Below are 17512 nucleotides of genomic sequence, written 5' to 3'. Positions count from 1 at the left end.
CTGCATGTTAAAGCGCGTGTTTTACAGCCTGTTAGTCCTGATCGGCTTGCTGCTGTTGACTGTGCTTGGTCTCGACAGATGGATGAGCTGGAAAACCGCGCCCTATATTTACGACGAATTACAGGATCTCCCCTACCGCCAGGTGGGAGTAGTATTAGGCACCGCAAAATACTATCGCACCGGCGTCATTAATCAGTATTACCGCTACCGCATTCAGGGCGCGTTAAACGCCTACAACAGCGGCAAAGTCAATTATCTGCTGCTCAGCGGCGATAACGCGCTGCAAAGCTATAACGAACCGATGACGATGCGTAAGGATCTGATCGCCGGGGGCGTTGATCCTGCCGACATCGTGCTCGATTATGCCGGTTTTCGCACGCTGGACTCCATTGTGCGCACGCGCAAAGTGTTTGATACCAACGACTTCATCATCATTACCCAGCGTTTCCACTGTGAACGCGCGCTGTTTATTGCGCTGCATATGGGAATTCAGGCTCAGTGCTATGCGGTGCCGTCGCCAAAAGATATGTTAACGGTACGCGTACGTGAATTTGGCGCCCGATTCGGCGCGCTGGCAGACCTCTATATTTTCAAACGGGAACCTCGCTTCTTAGGCCCGTTAGTTCCCATTCCAACAATGCATCAGGTGCCGGATGACGCCCAGGGCTACCCGGCAGTAACGCCTGAGCAATTGCTGGAACTGCAAAAGAAACAAGGAAAATAAGCGTGGAAGGGAAAACGATCTTTGTGGTCATCGCCGTCCTGATGGTGATGCTGTTTAGCTTACGGGAAGCCTACAAAGGCTGGCGCTCTGGCGCCGTGGATAAAATCGTCAGGAACGCCCGCGAACCCGTATACGCCTACCGTGCAGAAACCCCTCTCCTTTACTGGAGCTACATCGGGTTATATCTGTGCATGTCGGTTTGTACGCTCGCCGCAGGCATTTATTTTCTGTTCTTTAGATAACGCGCAGAAACAAAAAAGCCCGAAACAGTTGCCTGCTTCGGGCTTTTTCATGCCGGTAATTACTTCTTACGGGCGTATTTCAGCGAGTCCAGCGCCACCGCGAAGATAATGATGCCGCCTTTAATGATGTACTGCCAGTAAGGGTTCACGCCGATATAGGTCAGACCGTAGTTGATGACGGTAAAGATAATCACACCGGTCACAACGCCGAATACCGTCCCGACGCCGCCGCTAAACGACACGCCGCCGACCACGCAGGCGGCAATCGCATCCAGCTCATACATAAAGCCGAGGTTGTTGGTCGCAGAACCGATACGCCCCGCTTCCAGCAAACCGCCGAATGCGTAGAACACACCGGACAACGCATAGATCATCAGCAGGTTCAGCCCCACGTTAACGCCGGACACTTTTGCCGCTTCCGGGTTGCCGCCGATAGCGAAAATGTTCTTACCGAAACGGGTTTTATTCCACAGGATCCAGACAAACGCCACCGCAATCAGCGCATAGAAGGTAATGTAGGAGAGCCGGAAACTGCCCAGCGCAATAAAGCCCTGCGCAAACGTCGAGAACCCGCTATCAAACCCCGAAATCGGCGACGCCCCGACGAAGTCGTAATACAGGGAGTTGATGCCATAAACGATAATCATCGTGCCCAGGGTCGTGATGAACGGCGTCACATTAAGGTACGCAATGATAATGCCGTTAAGCAGACCAATGACGGCCCCAATTGCGCAGACAATCAGGATCACCAGCGGAATCGGCATGGTGGCCATTTCCGGGAAGACCTTATTGGCGTTTTCCACGGACTGCAACAGCGTTGCGGCGACCACGGCCGCCAGGCCAACCTGACGCCCCGCAGACAGGTCAGTCCCCTGGGTGACAATCAACCCTGCCACACCCAGCGCGATGATAATACGCACGGAGGACTGCGTCAGAATGTTACTTAAGTTCAGCAGACTTAAAAATGTAGGGTCCTGGAAAATAATAATGGCCAGCAAGACTAAAAGAACAACGTAAATTCCGCCTTCTTTCAGATAAGTAAGAAAACTTTTCTTATTTAACGCACTCATGAGGAGCCCCTGATCTTAAAGGTGCAAAGACGCAAGACGCAGAATTTCGTTTTGCGTTGTTGTTTTTGTGTCAACAATCCCGGCAACAAGGCCATTGCTCATTACCAGAATACGATCTGTAATCCCTAACAATTCCGGCATTTCGGAAGAAATGATAATAATCCCCTTCTCTTTTTTCGCCAGTTCCGCAATCAGTTGATAGATTTCAAATTTTGCGCCGACATCAATACCGCGCGTTGGCTCATCCAGCATTAATATTTCTGGCTGCGTTAACAGCCACCGACCAATAATGACCTTCTGCTGGTTGCCCCCCGAAAGAGAGCCAATTTGCGTGCGATGACCTGGCGTTTTCACGCGCATTGAGTCAATAACCCACTGGGTATCGCTCTTCATGCGGGAATTATCCAGCAAACCGACTTTATTTCTGTAATTGCGGATGTTGGAAATTAAAGAGTTAAAACCAATATCCAGATACGCGTAGATCCCGGTTGAACGACGTTCTTCCGTTACCAGCGCGAAACCGTGATTAATGGCTTCGTTCGCGTTGTGGTTATTAATCTTTTTGCCGTGCAGCGTAATCGTACCCGATGATTTTTCCCGGATACCAAAAAGCGTTTCAACAATATCGGTACGCTTTGCCCCTACCAGACCCGCAATCCCGAGAATTTCCCCTTTATGCAGATCAAAAGAGACGTCGCGGATCGACGGCTGGCGCAGCGACGTCAGGTTACGCACTTCCAGAATGACCTCTCCCGGCTTGTTTTGCTTGTCCGGGAAACGCTGGTTCAGGGAACGACCCACCATCATGGCGATGATCTTGTCCATATCCAGCCCTTCCAGCGGCTGCGTCGCAATCCACTGGCCGTCGCGCAAAACGGTGACTTCATCGCACAGCTGGAAAATCTCTTCCATTTTATGCGAGATATACACAATACCGCAGCCGCGATCCTTCAGTTTGCGAATAATAGTGAACAGATGGTTAACCTCTTTTTCCGTTAATGAAGAGGTCGGCTCATCCATGATCACAATTTTGGCATTGTAGGAAAACGCCTTCGCAATTTCGATCATCTGCATTTGTGAAACAGATAATGTCCCGACACGCGCACGCGGATCGATATCAATATCCAGTTCATCAAATATCGCTTTGGTATCCCGGTACATTTTATCCTGATCGACAAACATACCTTTGGTTGGGTAACGCCCTAACCACATGTTATCCATGACGGAGCGCTGTAACACCAGGTTTAGCTCCTGGTGAACCATCGAAATACCATTCTCCAGAGCTTCTTTGGCAGAATGAAAATCGATCTCTTTCCCCTGAAATAAAATGCTACCGGAATCTTTTTGATAGATCCCAAAAAGGCATTTTAATAATGTTGATTTTCCTGCGCCATTCTCCCCCATTAAGGCGTGAATCGAGTGCGGGCGGACTTTTAAATTAACATTATCAAGTGCCTTTACGCCGGGAAAAGACTTGTTGATGCCGCTCATTTCCAACAAGTATTCGCCTGACGACGGAGTAGTAGTGCTGACCATAATTATACCTTGTTGGCCTCGCAGAGTGCGTTAATAAAGGGCGCAATGTTATTGCGCCCAAAGAAAACGATATACGAATTACTTGTTGGTAAACTCAGCCAGATTGTCTTTATCAACACCTACGTACGGAACGCGAACAATTTTGTTCTCGATTTTCCAGTCGGTGCCGTCAGCCGCGCCTTTACCATCGGCCAGGTTTTTCGCCAGATCAAAGGTGGCTTTCGCCTGGTTGTTGGCATCGTTCAGCACGGTACCTGCCAGCGCGCCGGATTTCACCAGCGCCAGCGCTTCAGGTAACGCATCCACGCCGAATACCGGAACGCTGGTTTTATTGTGCGCTTTCAGCGCTTCTACCGCGCCCATCGCCATTGCGTCGTTATTCGCGATAACCACTTCAATTTTGTTGGCGTTCGGGCCAGACAGCCATGCGTCCATCTTGTCTTTCGCCATTGCGGTGTCCCACATTGCGGTATCCATTTGCAGCTGCTCAGTTTTGATGCCTTTGTCGTTCAGCTCTTTGATAACATAGGTGGTACGCGCTTCAGCATCCGGGTGGCCCGGCTCGCCTTTCAGCAGTACGAACTGGATTTGGCCATCTTTGTTCAGATCCCAACCCTGGTTAGCCTGCCAGTGTTTAGCGATCAGATCGCCCTGGATGATACCGGATTCTTTGGAGTCAGTGCCGACGTAATAGGCTTTGTCATAGCTATCCAGCGCTTTGCGGGAAGGTTCTTTGTTGAAGAACACAATCGGGACATTCTGACCACGCGCTTTCTCAATTACCGTACCTGCCGCAGCCGGGTCAACCAGGTTGATCGCCAGCGCTTTTACCCCTTTTGCCAACAGCACGTCGATCTGGTCGTTTTGCTTGGACTGATCGTTCTGCGAGTCATTCATCAGCAACTGCACATCAGGCGCCGCCTGGGCGTCTCTTTCGATAGCCTTACGCACGACGGACATAAAGTTATCGTCATATTTATAAATCGTCACACCAATGCGAGTATCAGCAGCGTGCGCAGCCGCGCCAAATAACATGCTTGCCATCACAGCAGACAGAGTTAACGCCTTCTTATTCATGGTATCTCCGGTTTTATTATGCAGGGTAGTACTTGAGAAAAATGCTCGGCAGGGCAGAACGTTAATGAAGTGTTACTGAACGCCGAAGCTCACTGTTAAAAAATCTTTCTTCCGTGCCCGGTAACGCTCCAAAAATATGCTTTAATTGCTGTTTAATGCCCTGACGATGCGTTAAAAGTGATTATTCACCGTTACATAGTATTTACAGTGCTTCAAACGGTGCCATCATAGCTATCGTATTGTTAAGATACTGTGAATTTACTCACATATTGAAAGCGGTTACATCCCCTGACGTTGCTGGTTAGTGATCGGGGCCGCATTCTGTCTTAGCGCAACCGAATGACGACGCACCAGCGTTGGCATAAAACAGTGCGTCGCCGTTGAATCCAGCGTGCCGGCCGCGCCCTGCAACGCCAGTTCCGTTGCCATTTTCGCCATAGAAGCAATGGGATAACGCACCGTGGTCAGTTGCGGGTCGGTGTAACGGGCAATAGGAATATCATCAAAACCGATGATGGAAAGATGTAACGGGATGGCAATGCCATTGTCTTTTAACGCCGTGAGCGCGCCAGCGGCCATGCTGTCGTTATAGGCGAATACGGCGGTCAGTTGCAGGTTTCGCCCCAGCAGTTCCACCATCGCCGCTTCACCGCCCTGCATGTCCGGGGAACCCGTGCCAATCCAGCTTTCTGGCGGCGTAATCCCCTGCTCCTGCAACGCGCTCAGCCACCCTTCTTTACGCATCGTGTCATCTTCAATGCGGTGGCTGGAAGCCAGATAACCAATCCGTTGATGACCATTATTGAGCAGCATGCGGGTCGCCATTTTTGCGCCGCTGATATTGTCCAGGCACACGCAACGGTGGGCATAACCCGGCACAATACGATTGATCAGCACCATGCCTGGGATCTGGTCCATAAACGCTCCCAGCTCCTGGTCACTTAATGCTTTCGAGTGAACAATCAATGCGTTACAGCGCTGTCGAATCAGAACCTCGATGGCATGACGCTCTTTTTCAGCCTCATGATAACTGTTGCCGATCAGCACATATTTGTTGTGTTGTTGGGCAACCACATCCACCGCTTTGACCAGTGCGCCGAAAAACGCATCTGACACGTCCATCACCACCACGCCGATAGTGTCGCTTATCTGCGTCGCCAGCGCTTGCGCATTAGCATTAGGACGGTAACCCAGCAGCGTGACCGCCTTCATTACCGCTTCGCGCGTATCGGGACTGACCAGCGCACTGTTATTCAGCACGCGAGAAACGGTCGCTACGGAAACGCCAGCCTGACGTGCCACATCACGAATGGTTACCATATTCACTACCCTGTTTGAGATTGCCGTTGCTCACAGACACCCTGTGTTTAGCAGGTGGGTATTTTGTCAGCGCTTCGTTCAGGACTACGTGAGTAAGGTCACAGGGCTGGAAACGGTTACATGCGTTTTGTTAATGAATGTGATCCAGATCGTTATCTGGATGTTCCCGATAATGACGTCCCGGAAGCACGGAGGGTTAATTGCCGCCAGAGCCATTCCACCGGCCCTTGCCGATAGAAACGCAGCCAAATCCAGGAGAAAAGCAGGTTCGCCAGCCAGACAGGAATGACGAATATCAGCAGCGTCAGTCGGTCGAATTTCATAAATAAACCGAACTGGTAGAACAGCGTGGTGCAGATCAGCGTCTGCAACAGATAGTTGCTCAACGCCATCCGCCCTACGCAGGCAATGGCAATGACCAGTTTAAAACGGCTGAGCTGCGGCCAGAATCCCAGCATCAACGCGGTGTAACCTATAGTCTGAAACGGCGCGCTCAATTCACGCGGCGCCTGTAGCAGAAAAGCGCACCAGCGATACGCCCAGTCCAGCCGCCACTGTACAATAATGGCCGGAAGGTTAATCAGCATGCCGACGACGACAAGCAATACGCCCGTACGCCGGTAGTGTTGCAGACTGTACTGGCCCTTCAGCCAGCCGCTGCGCATCAGCGCCGCGCCCAGCAGCATCATTCCCGCCAGCTGCCAGCCATACTGCGCCCCCAGCGCCAGCAGACTGTTCGACAGCAGATCGACCCGGTTGCTGACCGCCTCCATGCCGCCGTTAATCTTCCAGTATTTTTCATACAACAGGGCAGAGGCATCCGGCGTCCAGGCGCGGCTGGTTTCACTCGCCGAGATAGACCCTAACAGCAGCAACACGCCAATCCCCGCCAGATAGAGCAAAATACCGGTATTAAATAAACTTTTTACCGACGGCGCGTCGCGCACCAGTCGCCAGCAAATCAGGCCGACAAGGCCATACGCCAGCAGAATGTCGCCATCCCAGAACAGCAAACCGTGGATAAAGCCCAGCAGGACGAGCAGCGTCAGACGCGACTGAATCCAGCGTTTGCCGCGCGGCAGCAGCATTTGCAGACCCGCGCCGAATAACAGCGCAAAAAGCGTAAGGAATTTTACCTGCGCGAACAGGTCGAGGATCGCCCACGTCCATGCGTCAGACGCGGTGATCTTGCCATACCAGGCGGGATTAAGGTAAGCCGCCTTTGGCAAGCCAAAGGCGCTGATATTAAGAAGCAGGATACCGAGGATGGCGACGCCACGAATAAAATCCAGCGTGACATTACGCTCCATACTCCCTGCCCTGATCAGTTGTGGTGACGCACGGCGCGCAGGAACTCCTGGCGCGTGTTCTGGCTGGATTTAAACAATCCGCCGAGTGAAGTCGTGGTGGTGGCGCTGGTCGCATCGCGAATGCCGCGCGCTTTCACGCAGTAATGCACAGCGTCGATTGAGACCGCGACGTTATTGGTGCCAAGCAGCGTTTGCAGCGCGGTCAGAATCTGTTGGGTCAGACGCTCCTGAACCTGCGGGCGCTGCGCAAAAAACTGCACAATACGGTTAATCTTCGACAGGCCAATCACCGAATCTTTCGGGATATAGGCCACCGTCGCTTTCCCGTCGATCGTGACGAAATGGTGTTCGCAGGTGCTGGTAAGCGTGATATCGCGCACCGTCACCATTTCATCCACTTTCATCTTGTTTTCAATCACGGTGATCTTCGGGAAATTGGCGTAATCAAGGCCGGAGAAAATCTCATCGACATACATTTTGGCGATGCGATGCGGCGTTTCCATCAGACTGTCATCGCTCAAGTCGAGATTCAGCAACTGCATAATCTCGGTCATATGCCCCGAAATAAGACGTTTGCGCGTTTCGTTATCCATCTCATGCACGGGCGGGCGCAGCGGCGTTTCCAGACCACGCGCAACCAGCGCTTCATGAACCAGGGCCGCTTCTTTACTGAGTGATGACATTTATTCTTCTCCTGCAGGTGTGGCGCCTCTGCCCTGCGTGGGGCAAAGTTTTTAGGCTGTTGGCAGCCCGTTTATTGTGCGTGAGGCGGCGCACATAATCCAGTATTCACAACGATAATTATTGAAATCGCCGCTGCCTTTCATGTCCCGGATTCCCCACGGCGGTTCCGCGCGCTAAATCTGACGGGCCATGACGCCAGGTGTTAATGTAAAGTTGTGTAGATGATGAAGCATGTTAGATAAATGCGGAAGTGAAAGTTACTCACAGCACAATGAATAATCTGTATTATGGGGAAATTGCACGACTCATTCAGGTTCAACACAAAAGGAGCCACGCATGGATATGCTCGAAGAGCACCGTTGTTTTGAAGGCTGGCAGCAACGCTGGCGACACGACTCCACCACGCTGAATTGCGTCATGACATTCAGCATCTTTCTCCCGCCGCCCCGCAGTACAACGCCGCCTCCGGTGCTGTACTGGCTGTCAGGGTTAACCTGTAATGATGAGAACTTCACCACCAAAGCCGGTGCGCAACGCATTGCCGCCGAACTGGGCATTGTGCTGGTGATGCCGGACACCAGCCCACGCGGCGAACAGGTCGCCGACGACGAAGGTTATGATTTAGGTAAAGGCGCGGGATTCTATCTCAACGCGACGCAGCAGCCCTGGGCCGCGCATTTCCGCATGTACGACTACCTGCGCGATGAACTCCCGGCGCTGATCCAGTCGCAGTTTAACGTGGGTGAACGTTGCGCGATCAGCGGACATTCAATGGGCGGACACGGCGCATTGATCATGGCGCTGAAGAATCCGGGGAAATACACCAGCGTTTCCGCCTTTGCGCCCATCGTGAATCCGTGCCGCGTACCGTGGGGAGAAAAAGCGTTTACGGCCTATCTGGGGGAAGAGAGATCGGCCTGGGTTGAGTGGGACAGTTGCGCGCTGATGCTCGCCAGCCAGCCGGAACACGCCATTCCAACGCTGATTGATCAAGGCGATAACGATCAGTTCCTCGCCGATCAGTTACAACCGGCGGTACTGGCCGAAGCCGCGCGCCAGAAGGACTGGCCGATGACGTTACGTATTCAACCGGGCTACGACCACAGTTATTACTTTATCGCCTCGTTTATTGAGGATCATCTGCGCTTCCATGCACAGCATCTGCTGAGCTGATCACCAGTACACGGCTTTTTCCAGCGCCGCAATATCGTTATTGTCATCGGCTTGCGGCGCAGACGATTTCCGGTTTAAATCAGCAACCTGCTGGCGAATCTGAAGTCGCCCGGCACTCTCGCTCTCGCTAAAATTGCGCATTTCTGATTCAAACAAAATCGCATCCAGATTGTGCAGTTTATCAAGCGCGCGCAGGAGAGAAATCAGCGTATCGAGGTTCAGGCCAGCGCCTTTCTCAATACGCTTGATCGTCGCGATGCCTACCTGCGCGCGATCGGCAAGCTGCTGTTGCGTCATAGACAGGGAAATCCGCGTTTCCTTGATACGCGCGCAGAGCGACCAGACGATCTCGTCATTATTCATTGTTTGGTATTTCAATGTACTAGCACCTTTTTCTTGGCTGAATTTTTCCGAGGCATCCGTGGTAAGTCTCGCGATATTTTGCGCTCATGTCTTTGCCGGTTTCATACATGGCGGCAATAATTTCATCCAGAGAAATACAGGGCTCGCTGATGCGGCTCATCGCCATCGTCGCCGCATTAATGGCTTTTACGGCAGAGATGGCGTTTCTTTCTATACAGGGAATTTGTACCTGCCCGCCAACCGGATCGCAGGTCAACCCCAGATGGTGCTCCATCGCAATTTCCGCAGCGCTTAATACCTGCCCGACGGATGCGCCCATCAGCTCCGCCAGCCCTGCCGCCGCCATCGAACATGCGACGCCGATTTCCCCCTGGCATCCCACTTCCGATCCTAAAATCGACGCATTCTGTTTAAACAACAGCGCGACGGCACCTGCCGTAAGAAAAAAACGGGTGATGGCGCCCGCGTCCAGCGGACAAACAAACTTATCGTACCAGCTCAGTACCGCCGGAATAATGCCGCTTGCGCCATTCGTCGGCGCCGTGACAATCTGCCCGCCTGCCGCATTCTCTTCACTCACGGCAATAGCAAACACGTTAACCCAGTTCAGGGTTGTCAGAAAATCCGCTGCCGAAGGCTTCATACACAACGATTTATGCAATGCGCAGGCCCGACGCGGGATCTGATAAGGGCCGGGAAGCAGCCCTTCGGTATGCAGCCCACGGTGAACGGCCTGCTTCATAACCTCCCAGACCTGCGTTAAATAGCGCTGTAATGAGGGCTGAGAATGGCTGTTCAGCTCATTTTTCATCATCAGCGCCGCAACGGAAAGTCCGTTGCGTTGGCACAGCGCCTGCAACTGCGCGGCGTTGCGAAAGGCAAAGGGAGAGGCGCGTGTCTGATCTGTCGCCACGGGCGCAGACTCACCGTATTTTCGTACCTGCCCGGCGCCGGTCGAAAACCACGTCTCCTCGTATAACGTAAAGTAATCATCTTTGGCGCGAAAGGTCATCGCATAAGGATGTCCAGGATGCGCATGGTGATTCGCAATAATTTTCACCGCCACTGTCACCGTACTGTTCGCCGGGGCTGGCACGTCAAGCATACCGTCATTTTCCGCACGCCTGATGGCGGTCAGTTGCATACGTAAATCCACCTTCTCCGGCTGATTTCCCAGCAACCCCAGATAAAGCGCGGCATCAACATTGTGGCATTTACGGCTTAACGATAATGCGCCAAACAATTCAATTTCAATATTCCTGAGTAACGGCAGCGTATCCTGCCGTTTTAGCTGAGAAATGAAATTGCAAGCCGCACGCATTGGCCCCACGGTTCTTGAACTGGATGGACCTATCACAATTTTGAATATATCAACGCAACTTTCCATTTTTATATATGTATTCCTAAAAAAAGCGCAGGGTGGGATGGCGATAATATACCGTAATCAACATATTAAAAATGATACTTTTCATGCTTATTCGTTATCAGGTATTAAAAACAATACCATTTTATCTTTTCTTTAACATTCATATCTGTGATAGCACGACGCACAAGAAACAAACGCCGCCCATTATAATAAAGCGCAATGTAAAGGAGCAACATGATGGCAATAACTTACTTCGTCACATCAACAAACACAGAGCAATTTCAGGCGTGGTTATATAATGACTTTCTTCGTTCTCACACGATGCAATGTCATTATTTATTAGAGCGTCGGCATCTGGCATTAATCAATAAGGATTATTTAAAACTTACGCTACCCGATGAAATGCTGACGCAGGCTATTTATCAGAAATTACGCGCTGCATCACTGCAATTGCAGTTTGATTTTTTTGTCAAACCTCAGAGCATCCCCACAAAGGGACTGATTGCATTTGATATGGACTCAACGTTTATTGAAGAGGAAGGCGTGGATGAAATCGCTCACACGCTTGGCATCTCTGCGCAAATCGCGGAGATGACCCAACAGGCGATGGAAGGGAAAGTAGATTTCGACACCAGTTTTACCCGCCGTATTCGCATGTTAAAAGGCACGCACTGTGATGTCCTCAATGCCGTTTGCGATCGAATGACGATTTCCCCCGGCCTTGCCGCTATATTGCCGGTACTGAAAAACAAAGGGTTTAAAACGGCCATTATTTCCGGCGGTCTGGATATTTTTACCCAACGACTGAAAGAAAAGTATCAGCTCGACTACGCCTTTTCCAACACGGCTGAAATAAAAGATAACGTCCTGACGGACAATATTACCTTCCCGATCATGAATGCCGGAAAAAAACGGCAAACGCTCTCTGCGCTGGCAACACAACTCAACCTCGCTGTACACAACATTATTGCCTGCGGCGACGGCGCAAACGATCTGCCAATGCTAACGTACGCGGGAACCGGTATCGCGTGGCGGGCAAAACCCGTTGTCAGAGAAACAATCCATCACCAGATTAATTTTCATGGATTCGAATCACTTCTGTTCTTTATTGAAGATGAATTATAATCACATTTCCGTCGCCGGAAGGGAAACTCACGATGAACATAAAAGCATTTATTTTCAGTCAGGCCGATCGGCCTGTTATGAACGCGAAAAAAGAGATTGATCATACTTATAAAAAATTTCGCACAGAGATCATCACCTCGGTATTTATCTCTTATGCCGTATTCTATCTGACCCGTAAAAACTTTTCTGCTGCGATGCCAGCCATGCTGGCGGATACGTCGCTAACCGCAGAAGATTTCGCCATCATGTCCTCCATTTTTTACATTCTTTATGGTTCCATGAAGTTTGTTGGCGGCATGCTGGTTGATAAAATTAACCCTAAAGCCATGACCGGCCCGGTGCTGATTGGCGTCGGCATCGTCAATATTCTCTTTGGCTTTTCCGATAGCGTCGCGGCGTTCTACGTATTGTACAGCCTCAATGCGATTCTCCAGGGCACCAGCTTCCCGCCAATGGCGAAAATTATGGCCTCCTGGTTCTCAAAAAACGAACGCGGGCGCTGGTGGGCAATCGTTGAAGCAGCGCATAACATTGGCGGCAGCCTTGCCCCGCTGCTCACCAGCTTCGCCATTGCCTTTAGCGGCAGCTGGAAAATGGGCTTCTATGTCCCTGGAGTCATTTCCCTTCTGATGGGGGTTGTCGCGCTGTTTACGATTCAGGATCGTCCCGGCACCCTCGGGCTACCCAATGTCGGCGAATGGCGTAACGATCCTACCGAGCTTGCACAGGTAAAAGCCAGCCCGGTCAATCTGAGCTTCTGGCAGGTGTTCGTTAAATACATTCTGACCAACCCACTGGTATGGATCATCATCGTGGGCGATATGTCCGTGTATATTGCGCGCACTATTCTCAATGACTGGCCGCAAATCTATTACTCGCAGGTACACGGCTGGAGCCTGATTAAAGCAAACTCCATTATCTCGTGGTTCGAAGCTGGCGGGCTGGCAGGGGGACTGCTGGCCGGATATTTGTCAGACTTTATGTTTAAAAGCAACCGCTGGATGACGGGGTTAATTTTCGCCTTAATGCTCTGCGTATGCATCGTGCTTATCCCACTGGTGCAGGATACCTCTTACACCATCACCGCCGTACTTTTCACCATCATGGGATTTGCACTGTACGGGCCGCATATGCTTTTTGCCGTCGGCTGCCTGGACGTTACTCACAAAGATGCTGCGGGTTCTATTACCGGTTTCCGGGGATTATTCAGTTATGTTGGCGCGGCAATGGCCGGCGTACCGGTCATTCTGGTGAAAAATAGCTGGGAATGGTCTGGCGTCTATATTTACGCCTTCATCGCTATTTTATTAACCACGCTCTCCCTGGCGCTACTTTCTCGCCTCCATCGTCTGTAAGAAACGATAATCTATTGCCATAACGTAACAACGGAGGGTATCTGCCCTCCTTTTCATCCTTCATTTCTCCATTTTTTCTTCAAAATTTCCTCACATTTACGATCCGCCATCTTATTGATTTGAAATCCCTTTCCGTGAAAAATAAATAAACACAAATGATTTCAATTATCATTTGTGTTTACAAATATTCATTCTTTTGTACAATTCGTCCCGCTTATTCACCGCAAAGAGTACTTAAAAGACAAATACATACCGTTGTCATGGCCTTTTTTCATGGCTCGCAGTTTTACTCATTTAATGGAATGACAAAAATGACCATACCTCACGTTAAGGCTATCGCTGCCGCAGTATGCGCAGCGTGTCTCCCATCGCTCGTCTATGCTGCCGATCAGGACACCGTCGTTGTAACCGCCACGGGATTTGAGCAGAAAATCCAGAACGCCCCTGCGTCTATCTCCGTTATCACCAAACAGCAGATCGAAGACAAAGCCTATCGCGATGTCACCGATGCGCTGAAAGATGTGCCCGGAGTCGTCGTTACCGGCGGCGGCAGCAGTAGCGATATCAGCATCCGCGGGATGGCTTCGCAATACACGCTGTTCCTGGTCAACGGTAAGCGCATCAGCACGCGCGGCACGCGTCCGAACAGCGATAACTCCGGGATCGAGCAAGGCTGGCTGCCGCCGCTGGAATCGATCGAGCGTATTGAAGTTATTCGCGGGCCAATGTCATCGCTTTACGGTTCAGATGCGATGGGCGGCGTCATTAACGTGATCACCAAAAAAGTGTCCAACACAAAAGGCTGGACCGGCTCCCTGCATGGCGACGCCACCTTCCAGGAAGACAGGGACTCCGGTGATTTGTACCAGACCAACGCTTATGCGTCCGGCCCGCTGATTGACGGATTGCTGGGGGCGAAAGTGACCGGGCTGCTCTCTCGCCGTGCGGAAGACAAAATCGTCAATGGCTACAACGAGCAGCGCCTGCGCAACGGGGCTTTAACGCTTAACTTTACGCCGGATGATAAAAACGATTTTGACTTCGACATCGCGCGTGAATTGCAGGATCGCGACAGTACGCCAGGCAAGTCAATGGCAGAAGAAAGCTGCCGCAACGGTAGCTGTAAGCCAAACAGCAAAAGCGAAAACCGCTATGAGCACACCACTTATTCCTTAACCCACAGCGGTTATTACGACGACTTCAACACCACCAGCTACATTCAGCAGGAAGAGACCAACAACCCCGGTCGCCAGATGAAGTCTTACAACACCATCTTTAATAACCAGAACCAGATCTTCCTCGGCGCGCATACCCTGACATTAGGTGGACAGTATCGTTACGAGAAACTGAGCGATAACGGCAACCAGTTAAAAGCCTACGAAGACGTGAACAAGCTGACCCGCTGGAGCTGGGCGCTGTTTGCTGAAGATGAGTGGGCGATGACCGACAGCTTTACGCTGACCGGCGGTATCCGTATGGATAAAGATGAAAACTATGGCGACAACTGGACGCCGCGTGGCTATGGCGTATGGCATCTTACCGATCAGTGGACCTTAAAAGGCGGCGTCTCTGCGGGCTACCGCGCGCCGGATCTGCGCCAGTCCTCCCCGACCTGGGGACAGATTACCGGCGGCGGTCGTCTGAACGGTATTATTGTCGGTAACGCAGACCTGAAACCAGAAAAGAGCCTGAGCGAAGAGTTGGGCCTGCTGTGGGATAACGGAGATAACCTTAACGCTGGCGTGACGCTGTTCAATACCGACTTCAAAGATAAGATAACTGAAGTGCGTCGCTGCAACAGCAGTTCAGATCCGGCCTGTACTATTGGTGGTGAGAAATACGACTTTGTCAGCGATCGCGTCAACGTTGATAAAGCCAATATGCGCGGCGTGGAGTCCACCTTTGGCTGGAAGATCACCCGCGATCTCAACTGGACGGCGAACTACACCTATACCGAATCTGAGCAGAAAAGCGGCCAGTTCTCTGGCAAGCCGTTGAATAAAATGCCGAAGCATATGTTCAACACCACGCTGGACTGGCAGGCAACGCAGGATGTTGGCTTCTGGAGCCGTCTGAACTTCCGCGGCAAGACCTCCGAATACCTGAGCCGTACTTCAATGGCCCAGGGAACGCCGTCTTATACGCAGGTTGATGTTGGTGTGCGTTATTACGCGTACAAAAATCTGCTGTTAACTGCGGGCGTGTATAACGTTCTGGACAAACAGATCGATTACGAGACTTACGATACCATTCTCGACGGTCGTCGTTACACGGTTGGCCTGACTTATAACTTCTAAGTTCAGTACAACAAAAAGCCCCGGCATGATGAATGTCGGGGCTTTTTTATTTTACCTGCCGGATGGCGGCGTAAACGCCTTATCCGGCCTACAAATGTCGCTCCTGTAGGCCTGATAAGCGCAGCACCATCAGACACCAGGTTATTTCTTCACACGCTCCGGGAAGTGCATTTCACTGTAGCGAACAAAGTGCGTTCCCTTTGTCAGCTTGTAGCCGAACCAGATAGCCAGGAACAGCGGAATCCCGATATAGGTTGCCGCTACGCCGCCCCAGTCAATGGTGTCTTTCAGGAAGGCTTCATAGTTCTGACCCAGCGTGATGGTCAGACACAGCACAAACGCAAAGATCGGCCCCAGCGGGAAGAATCCAGAACGGTACGGCAGATCTTTCACATCGTTACCCTGCAACACATAGCCACGGCGGAAACGATAATGGCTGATGGCAATCCCCAGCCAGGCGATAAAGCCCGTCATCCCGGAGGTATTCAGCAGCCACAGGTATACCGTCTGGTTGCCAAACATCGACGTCAGGAAGCAAAGCCCCGCAATTACCGTCGTCGCATACAGCGCGTTACGCGGAACGCCGCCGCGTGACAGCTGCGCGAAAATACGCGGCGCTTTACCGTCACAGGCCAGGGTGTAGAGCATACGGGTAGACGCGTACATCCCGGAGTTACCCGCCGACAGCACCGCCGTCAGGATAACCGCGTTCATTACCGCCGCAGCGGAAAGCAGACCCGCATGCTGGAACACCAGAGTGAACGGGCTGACGCTGATGTCTTTCACATCGTTACGCAGCAGGCTCGGGTCGGTATACGGGATAATCAGGCTGATAATCAGGATCGCGAACACATAGAACAGCAGGATACGCCAGAATACCTGACGCACCGCGCGCGGAATGTTTTTCTCTGGATCTTCAGACTCACCCGCCGCGATACCAATCAGTTCCGTTCCCTGGAAGGAGAAGCCGACAATCATCGCCACGCCAATCATCGCCGCAAAACCCCCGGCAAACGGCGCATCGCCGGTCGTCCAGTTGCTCCAGCCCACTGGCTGCGCCCCTTTGAAGATGCCGACGATCATCATGACGCCCACGATGATAAAGATAATGACGGTCGCCACTTTGATCAGCGAGAACCAGTATTCTGCTTCGCCAAAGCCTCTGACCGAGATGTAGTTCAGCAGGAAGATCACGCCGAGGAACAGCGCACTCCAGATCCAACCCGGCGTATCCGGGAACCACCAGTTCATCACCAGCTGTGCGGCCACGAGGTCTACGGCGATGGTCACCGCCCAGTTGTACCAGTAGTTCCAGCCGAGCGCGAAGCCAAAGCCTTCTTCAACATAGTTCTGACCGTAAGTCGCAAATGAACCAGATACCGGCATATACGCCGCCAGTTCGCCGAGACTGGTCATCAGGAAGTAGACCATCAGACCGATCAGGATATAAGAAAACAGCGCGCCGCCTGGACCCGCCGCAGAAATGGTTGCACCAGATGCAACGAAAAGACCCGTACCGATGGAACCGCCAATGGCGATCATTGTCAGGTGACGCGCCTTTAATTCGCGACGTAACGCGGGCGCTTCTGTGGTTTTAGTTTCGGAAACCATGTGAAAATGCTATCCATCCAAAAAATGAGGCGCGATTGTAGCAGACGAAACGCCATCCTTCCGGCACAAATGCGCAGTTATAAGAGACCTTCATGACTGGCCGTGGATTATAAGTAAAGTGTAGATCGGATAGACGTTAAGACATTCGCCTGATGGCGCTACGCTTATCAGGCCTACAGGATCGACATTTGTAGGCCGGATAAAGCGTTGAGTTTGTAGGCCGGATAAGGCGTTTACGCCGCCATCCGGCAAAGGACGC

The 17512-nt window shown here is 51.7% G+C and carries 15 protein-coding genes; 6 read left to right on the top strand and 9 right to left on the bottom strand.

The window, feature by feature from the left end; all coding sequences use genetic code 11:
• The first annotated feature begins 4 nt into the window (after positions 1-4).
• Both sanA and CKO_RS02800 read left to right on the top strand, forming a co-directional pair.
• Positions 5-724 (top strand): outer membrane permeability protein SanA, encoded by a 720-nt coding sequence (sanA, locus tag CKO_RS02805; protein WP_012131623.1) that lies wholly within the window; start codon positions 5-7, stop codon positions 722-724.
• A 2-nt stretch (positions 725-726) separates the two neighbouring features.
• Positions 727-966 (top strand): DUF2542 family protein, encoded by a 240-nt coding sequence (locus CKO_RS02800; protein ID WP_012131622.1) that lies wholly within the window; start codon positions 727-729, stop codon positions 964-966.
• 59 nt (positions 967-1025) lie between these two features.
• Here CKO_RS02800 and mglC read toward each other — a convergent pair whose 3' ends face one another.
• From mglC to folE, 6 genes are all read right to left on the bottom strand, one after another.
• On the bottom strand, positions 1026-2036 hold the full coding sequence (gene mglC / locus CKO_RS02795; RefSeq protein ID WP_012131621.1) for a galactose/methyl galactoside ABC transporter permease MglC: 1011 nt from the start codon (positions 2034-2036) through the stop codon (positions 1026-1028).
• Between the two features lie 15 nt (positions 2037-2051).
• Complete coding sequence (gene mglA, locus CKO_RS02790) at positions 2052-3572, bottom strand: galactose/methyl galactoside ABC transporter ATP-binding protein MglA (protein ID WP_024130177.1); 1521 nt, start codon at positions 3570-3572, stop codon at positions 2052-2054.
• A 78-nt stretch (positions 3573-3650) separates the two neighbouring features.
• Positions 3651-4649, bottom strand: coding sequence for a galactose/glucose ABC transporter substrate-binding protein MglB (gene mglB, locus CKO_RS02785; RefSeq protein WP_012131619.1), 999 nt, complete (start codon positions 4647-4649; stop codon positions 3651-3653).
• 279 nt (positions 4650-4928) lie between these two features.
• Positions 4929-5969, bottom strand: coding sequence for an HTH-type transcriptional regulator GalS (gene galS, locus CKO_RS02780; protein ID WP_012131618.1), 1041 nt, complete (start codon positions 5967-5969; stop codon positions 4929-4931).
• Between the two features lie 152 nt (positions 5970-6121).
• On the bottom strand, positions 6122-7279 hold the full coding sequence (gene yeiB, locus CKO_RS02775) for a DUF418 domain-containing protein YeiB (RefSeq protein WP_012131617.1): 1158 nt from the start codon (positions 7277-7279) through the stop codon (positions 6122-6124).
• Between the two features lie 14 nt (positions 7280-7293).
• A complete protein-coding gene (gene folE / locus CKO_RS02770; RefSeq protein ID WP_012131616.1) occupies positions 7294-7962 on the bottom strand; it encodes a GTP cyclohydrolase I FolE in 669 nt (222 codons plus the stop codon).
• Positions 7963-8299: 337 nt separating this feature from the next.
• Between folE and fghA the strand changes: the two genes are divergently transcribed.
• On the top strand, positions 8300-9136 hold the full coding sequence (gene fghA, locus CKO_RS02765) for an S-formylglutathione hydrolase (RefSeq protein ID WP_012131614.1): 837 nt from the start codon (positions 8300-8302) through the stop codon (positions 9134-9136).
• Here fghA and CKO_RS02760 read toward each other — a convergent pair whose 3' ends face one another.
• A complete protein-coding gene (locus CKO_RS02760) occupies positions 9137-9514 on the bottom strand; it encodes a helix-turn-helix transcriptional regulator (protein WP_024130176.1) in 378 nt (125 codons plus the stop codon).
• Positions 9515-9518: 4 nt separating this feature from the next.
• A complete protein-coding gene (locus tag CKO_RS02755; RefSeq protein ID WP_024130175.1) occupies positions 9519-10886 on the bottom strand; it encodes an L-serine ammonia-lyase in 1368 nt (455 codons plus the stop codon).
• Positions 10887-11102: 216 nt separating this feature from the next.
• Here CKO_RS02755 and serB point away from each other — a divergent pair, with 216 nt between their 5' ends.
• The 3 genes from serB to CKO_RS02740 all read left to right on the top strand — a co-directional run bounded on the left by serB (position 11103) and on the right by CKO_RS02740 (position 15642).
• Positions 11103-11990: a phosphoserine phosphatase SerB gene (gene serB / locus CKO_RS02750; RefSeq protein ID WP_024130174.1), complete on the top strand. Its 888-nt coding sequence runs from the start codon at positions 11103-11105 to the stop codon at positions 11988-11990.
• 32 nt (positions 11991-12022) lie between these two features.
• Positions 12023-13345: an MFS transporter gene (locus tag CKO_RS02745; protein ID WP_012131609.1), complete on the top strand. Its 1323-nt coding sequence runs from the start codon at positions 12023-12025 to the stop codon at positions 13343-13345.
• 311 nt (positions 13346-13656) lie between these two features.
• A complete protein-coding gene (locus tag CKO_RS02740) occupies positions 13657-15642 on the top strand; it encodes a ligand-gated channel protein (protein WP_024130173.1) in 1986 nt (661 codons plus the stop codon).
• A 141-nt stretch (positions 15643-15783) separates the two neighbouring features.
• On the opposite strand, the gene lysP is transcribed toward CKO_RS02740, so the two are convergent.
• A complete protein-coding gene (gene lysP, locus CKO_RS02735) occupies positions 15784-17253 on the bottom strand; it encodes a lysine-specific permease (protein ID WP_012131607.1) in 1470 nt (489 codons plus the stop codon).
• Positions 17254-17512: the final 259 nt, after the last annotated feature.

Origin of the sequence: Citrobacter koseri ATCC BAA-895, from assembly GCF_000018045.1 — a bacterium.
GTDB classification, from domain to species: domain Bacteria; phylum Pseudomonadota; class Gammaproteobacteria; order Enterobacterales; family Enterobacteriaceae; genus Citrobacter_B; species Citrobacter_B koseri.
The sequence above is the reverse complement of the archived record's forward strand: the minus strand, read 5'-3'. Positions and strand labels throughout refer to the sequence as shown.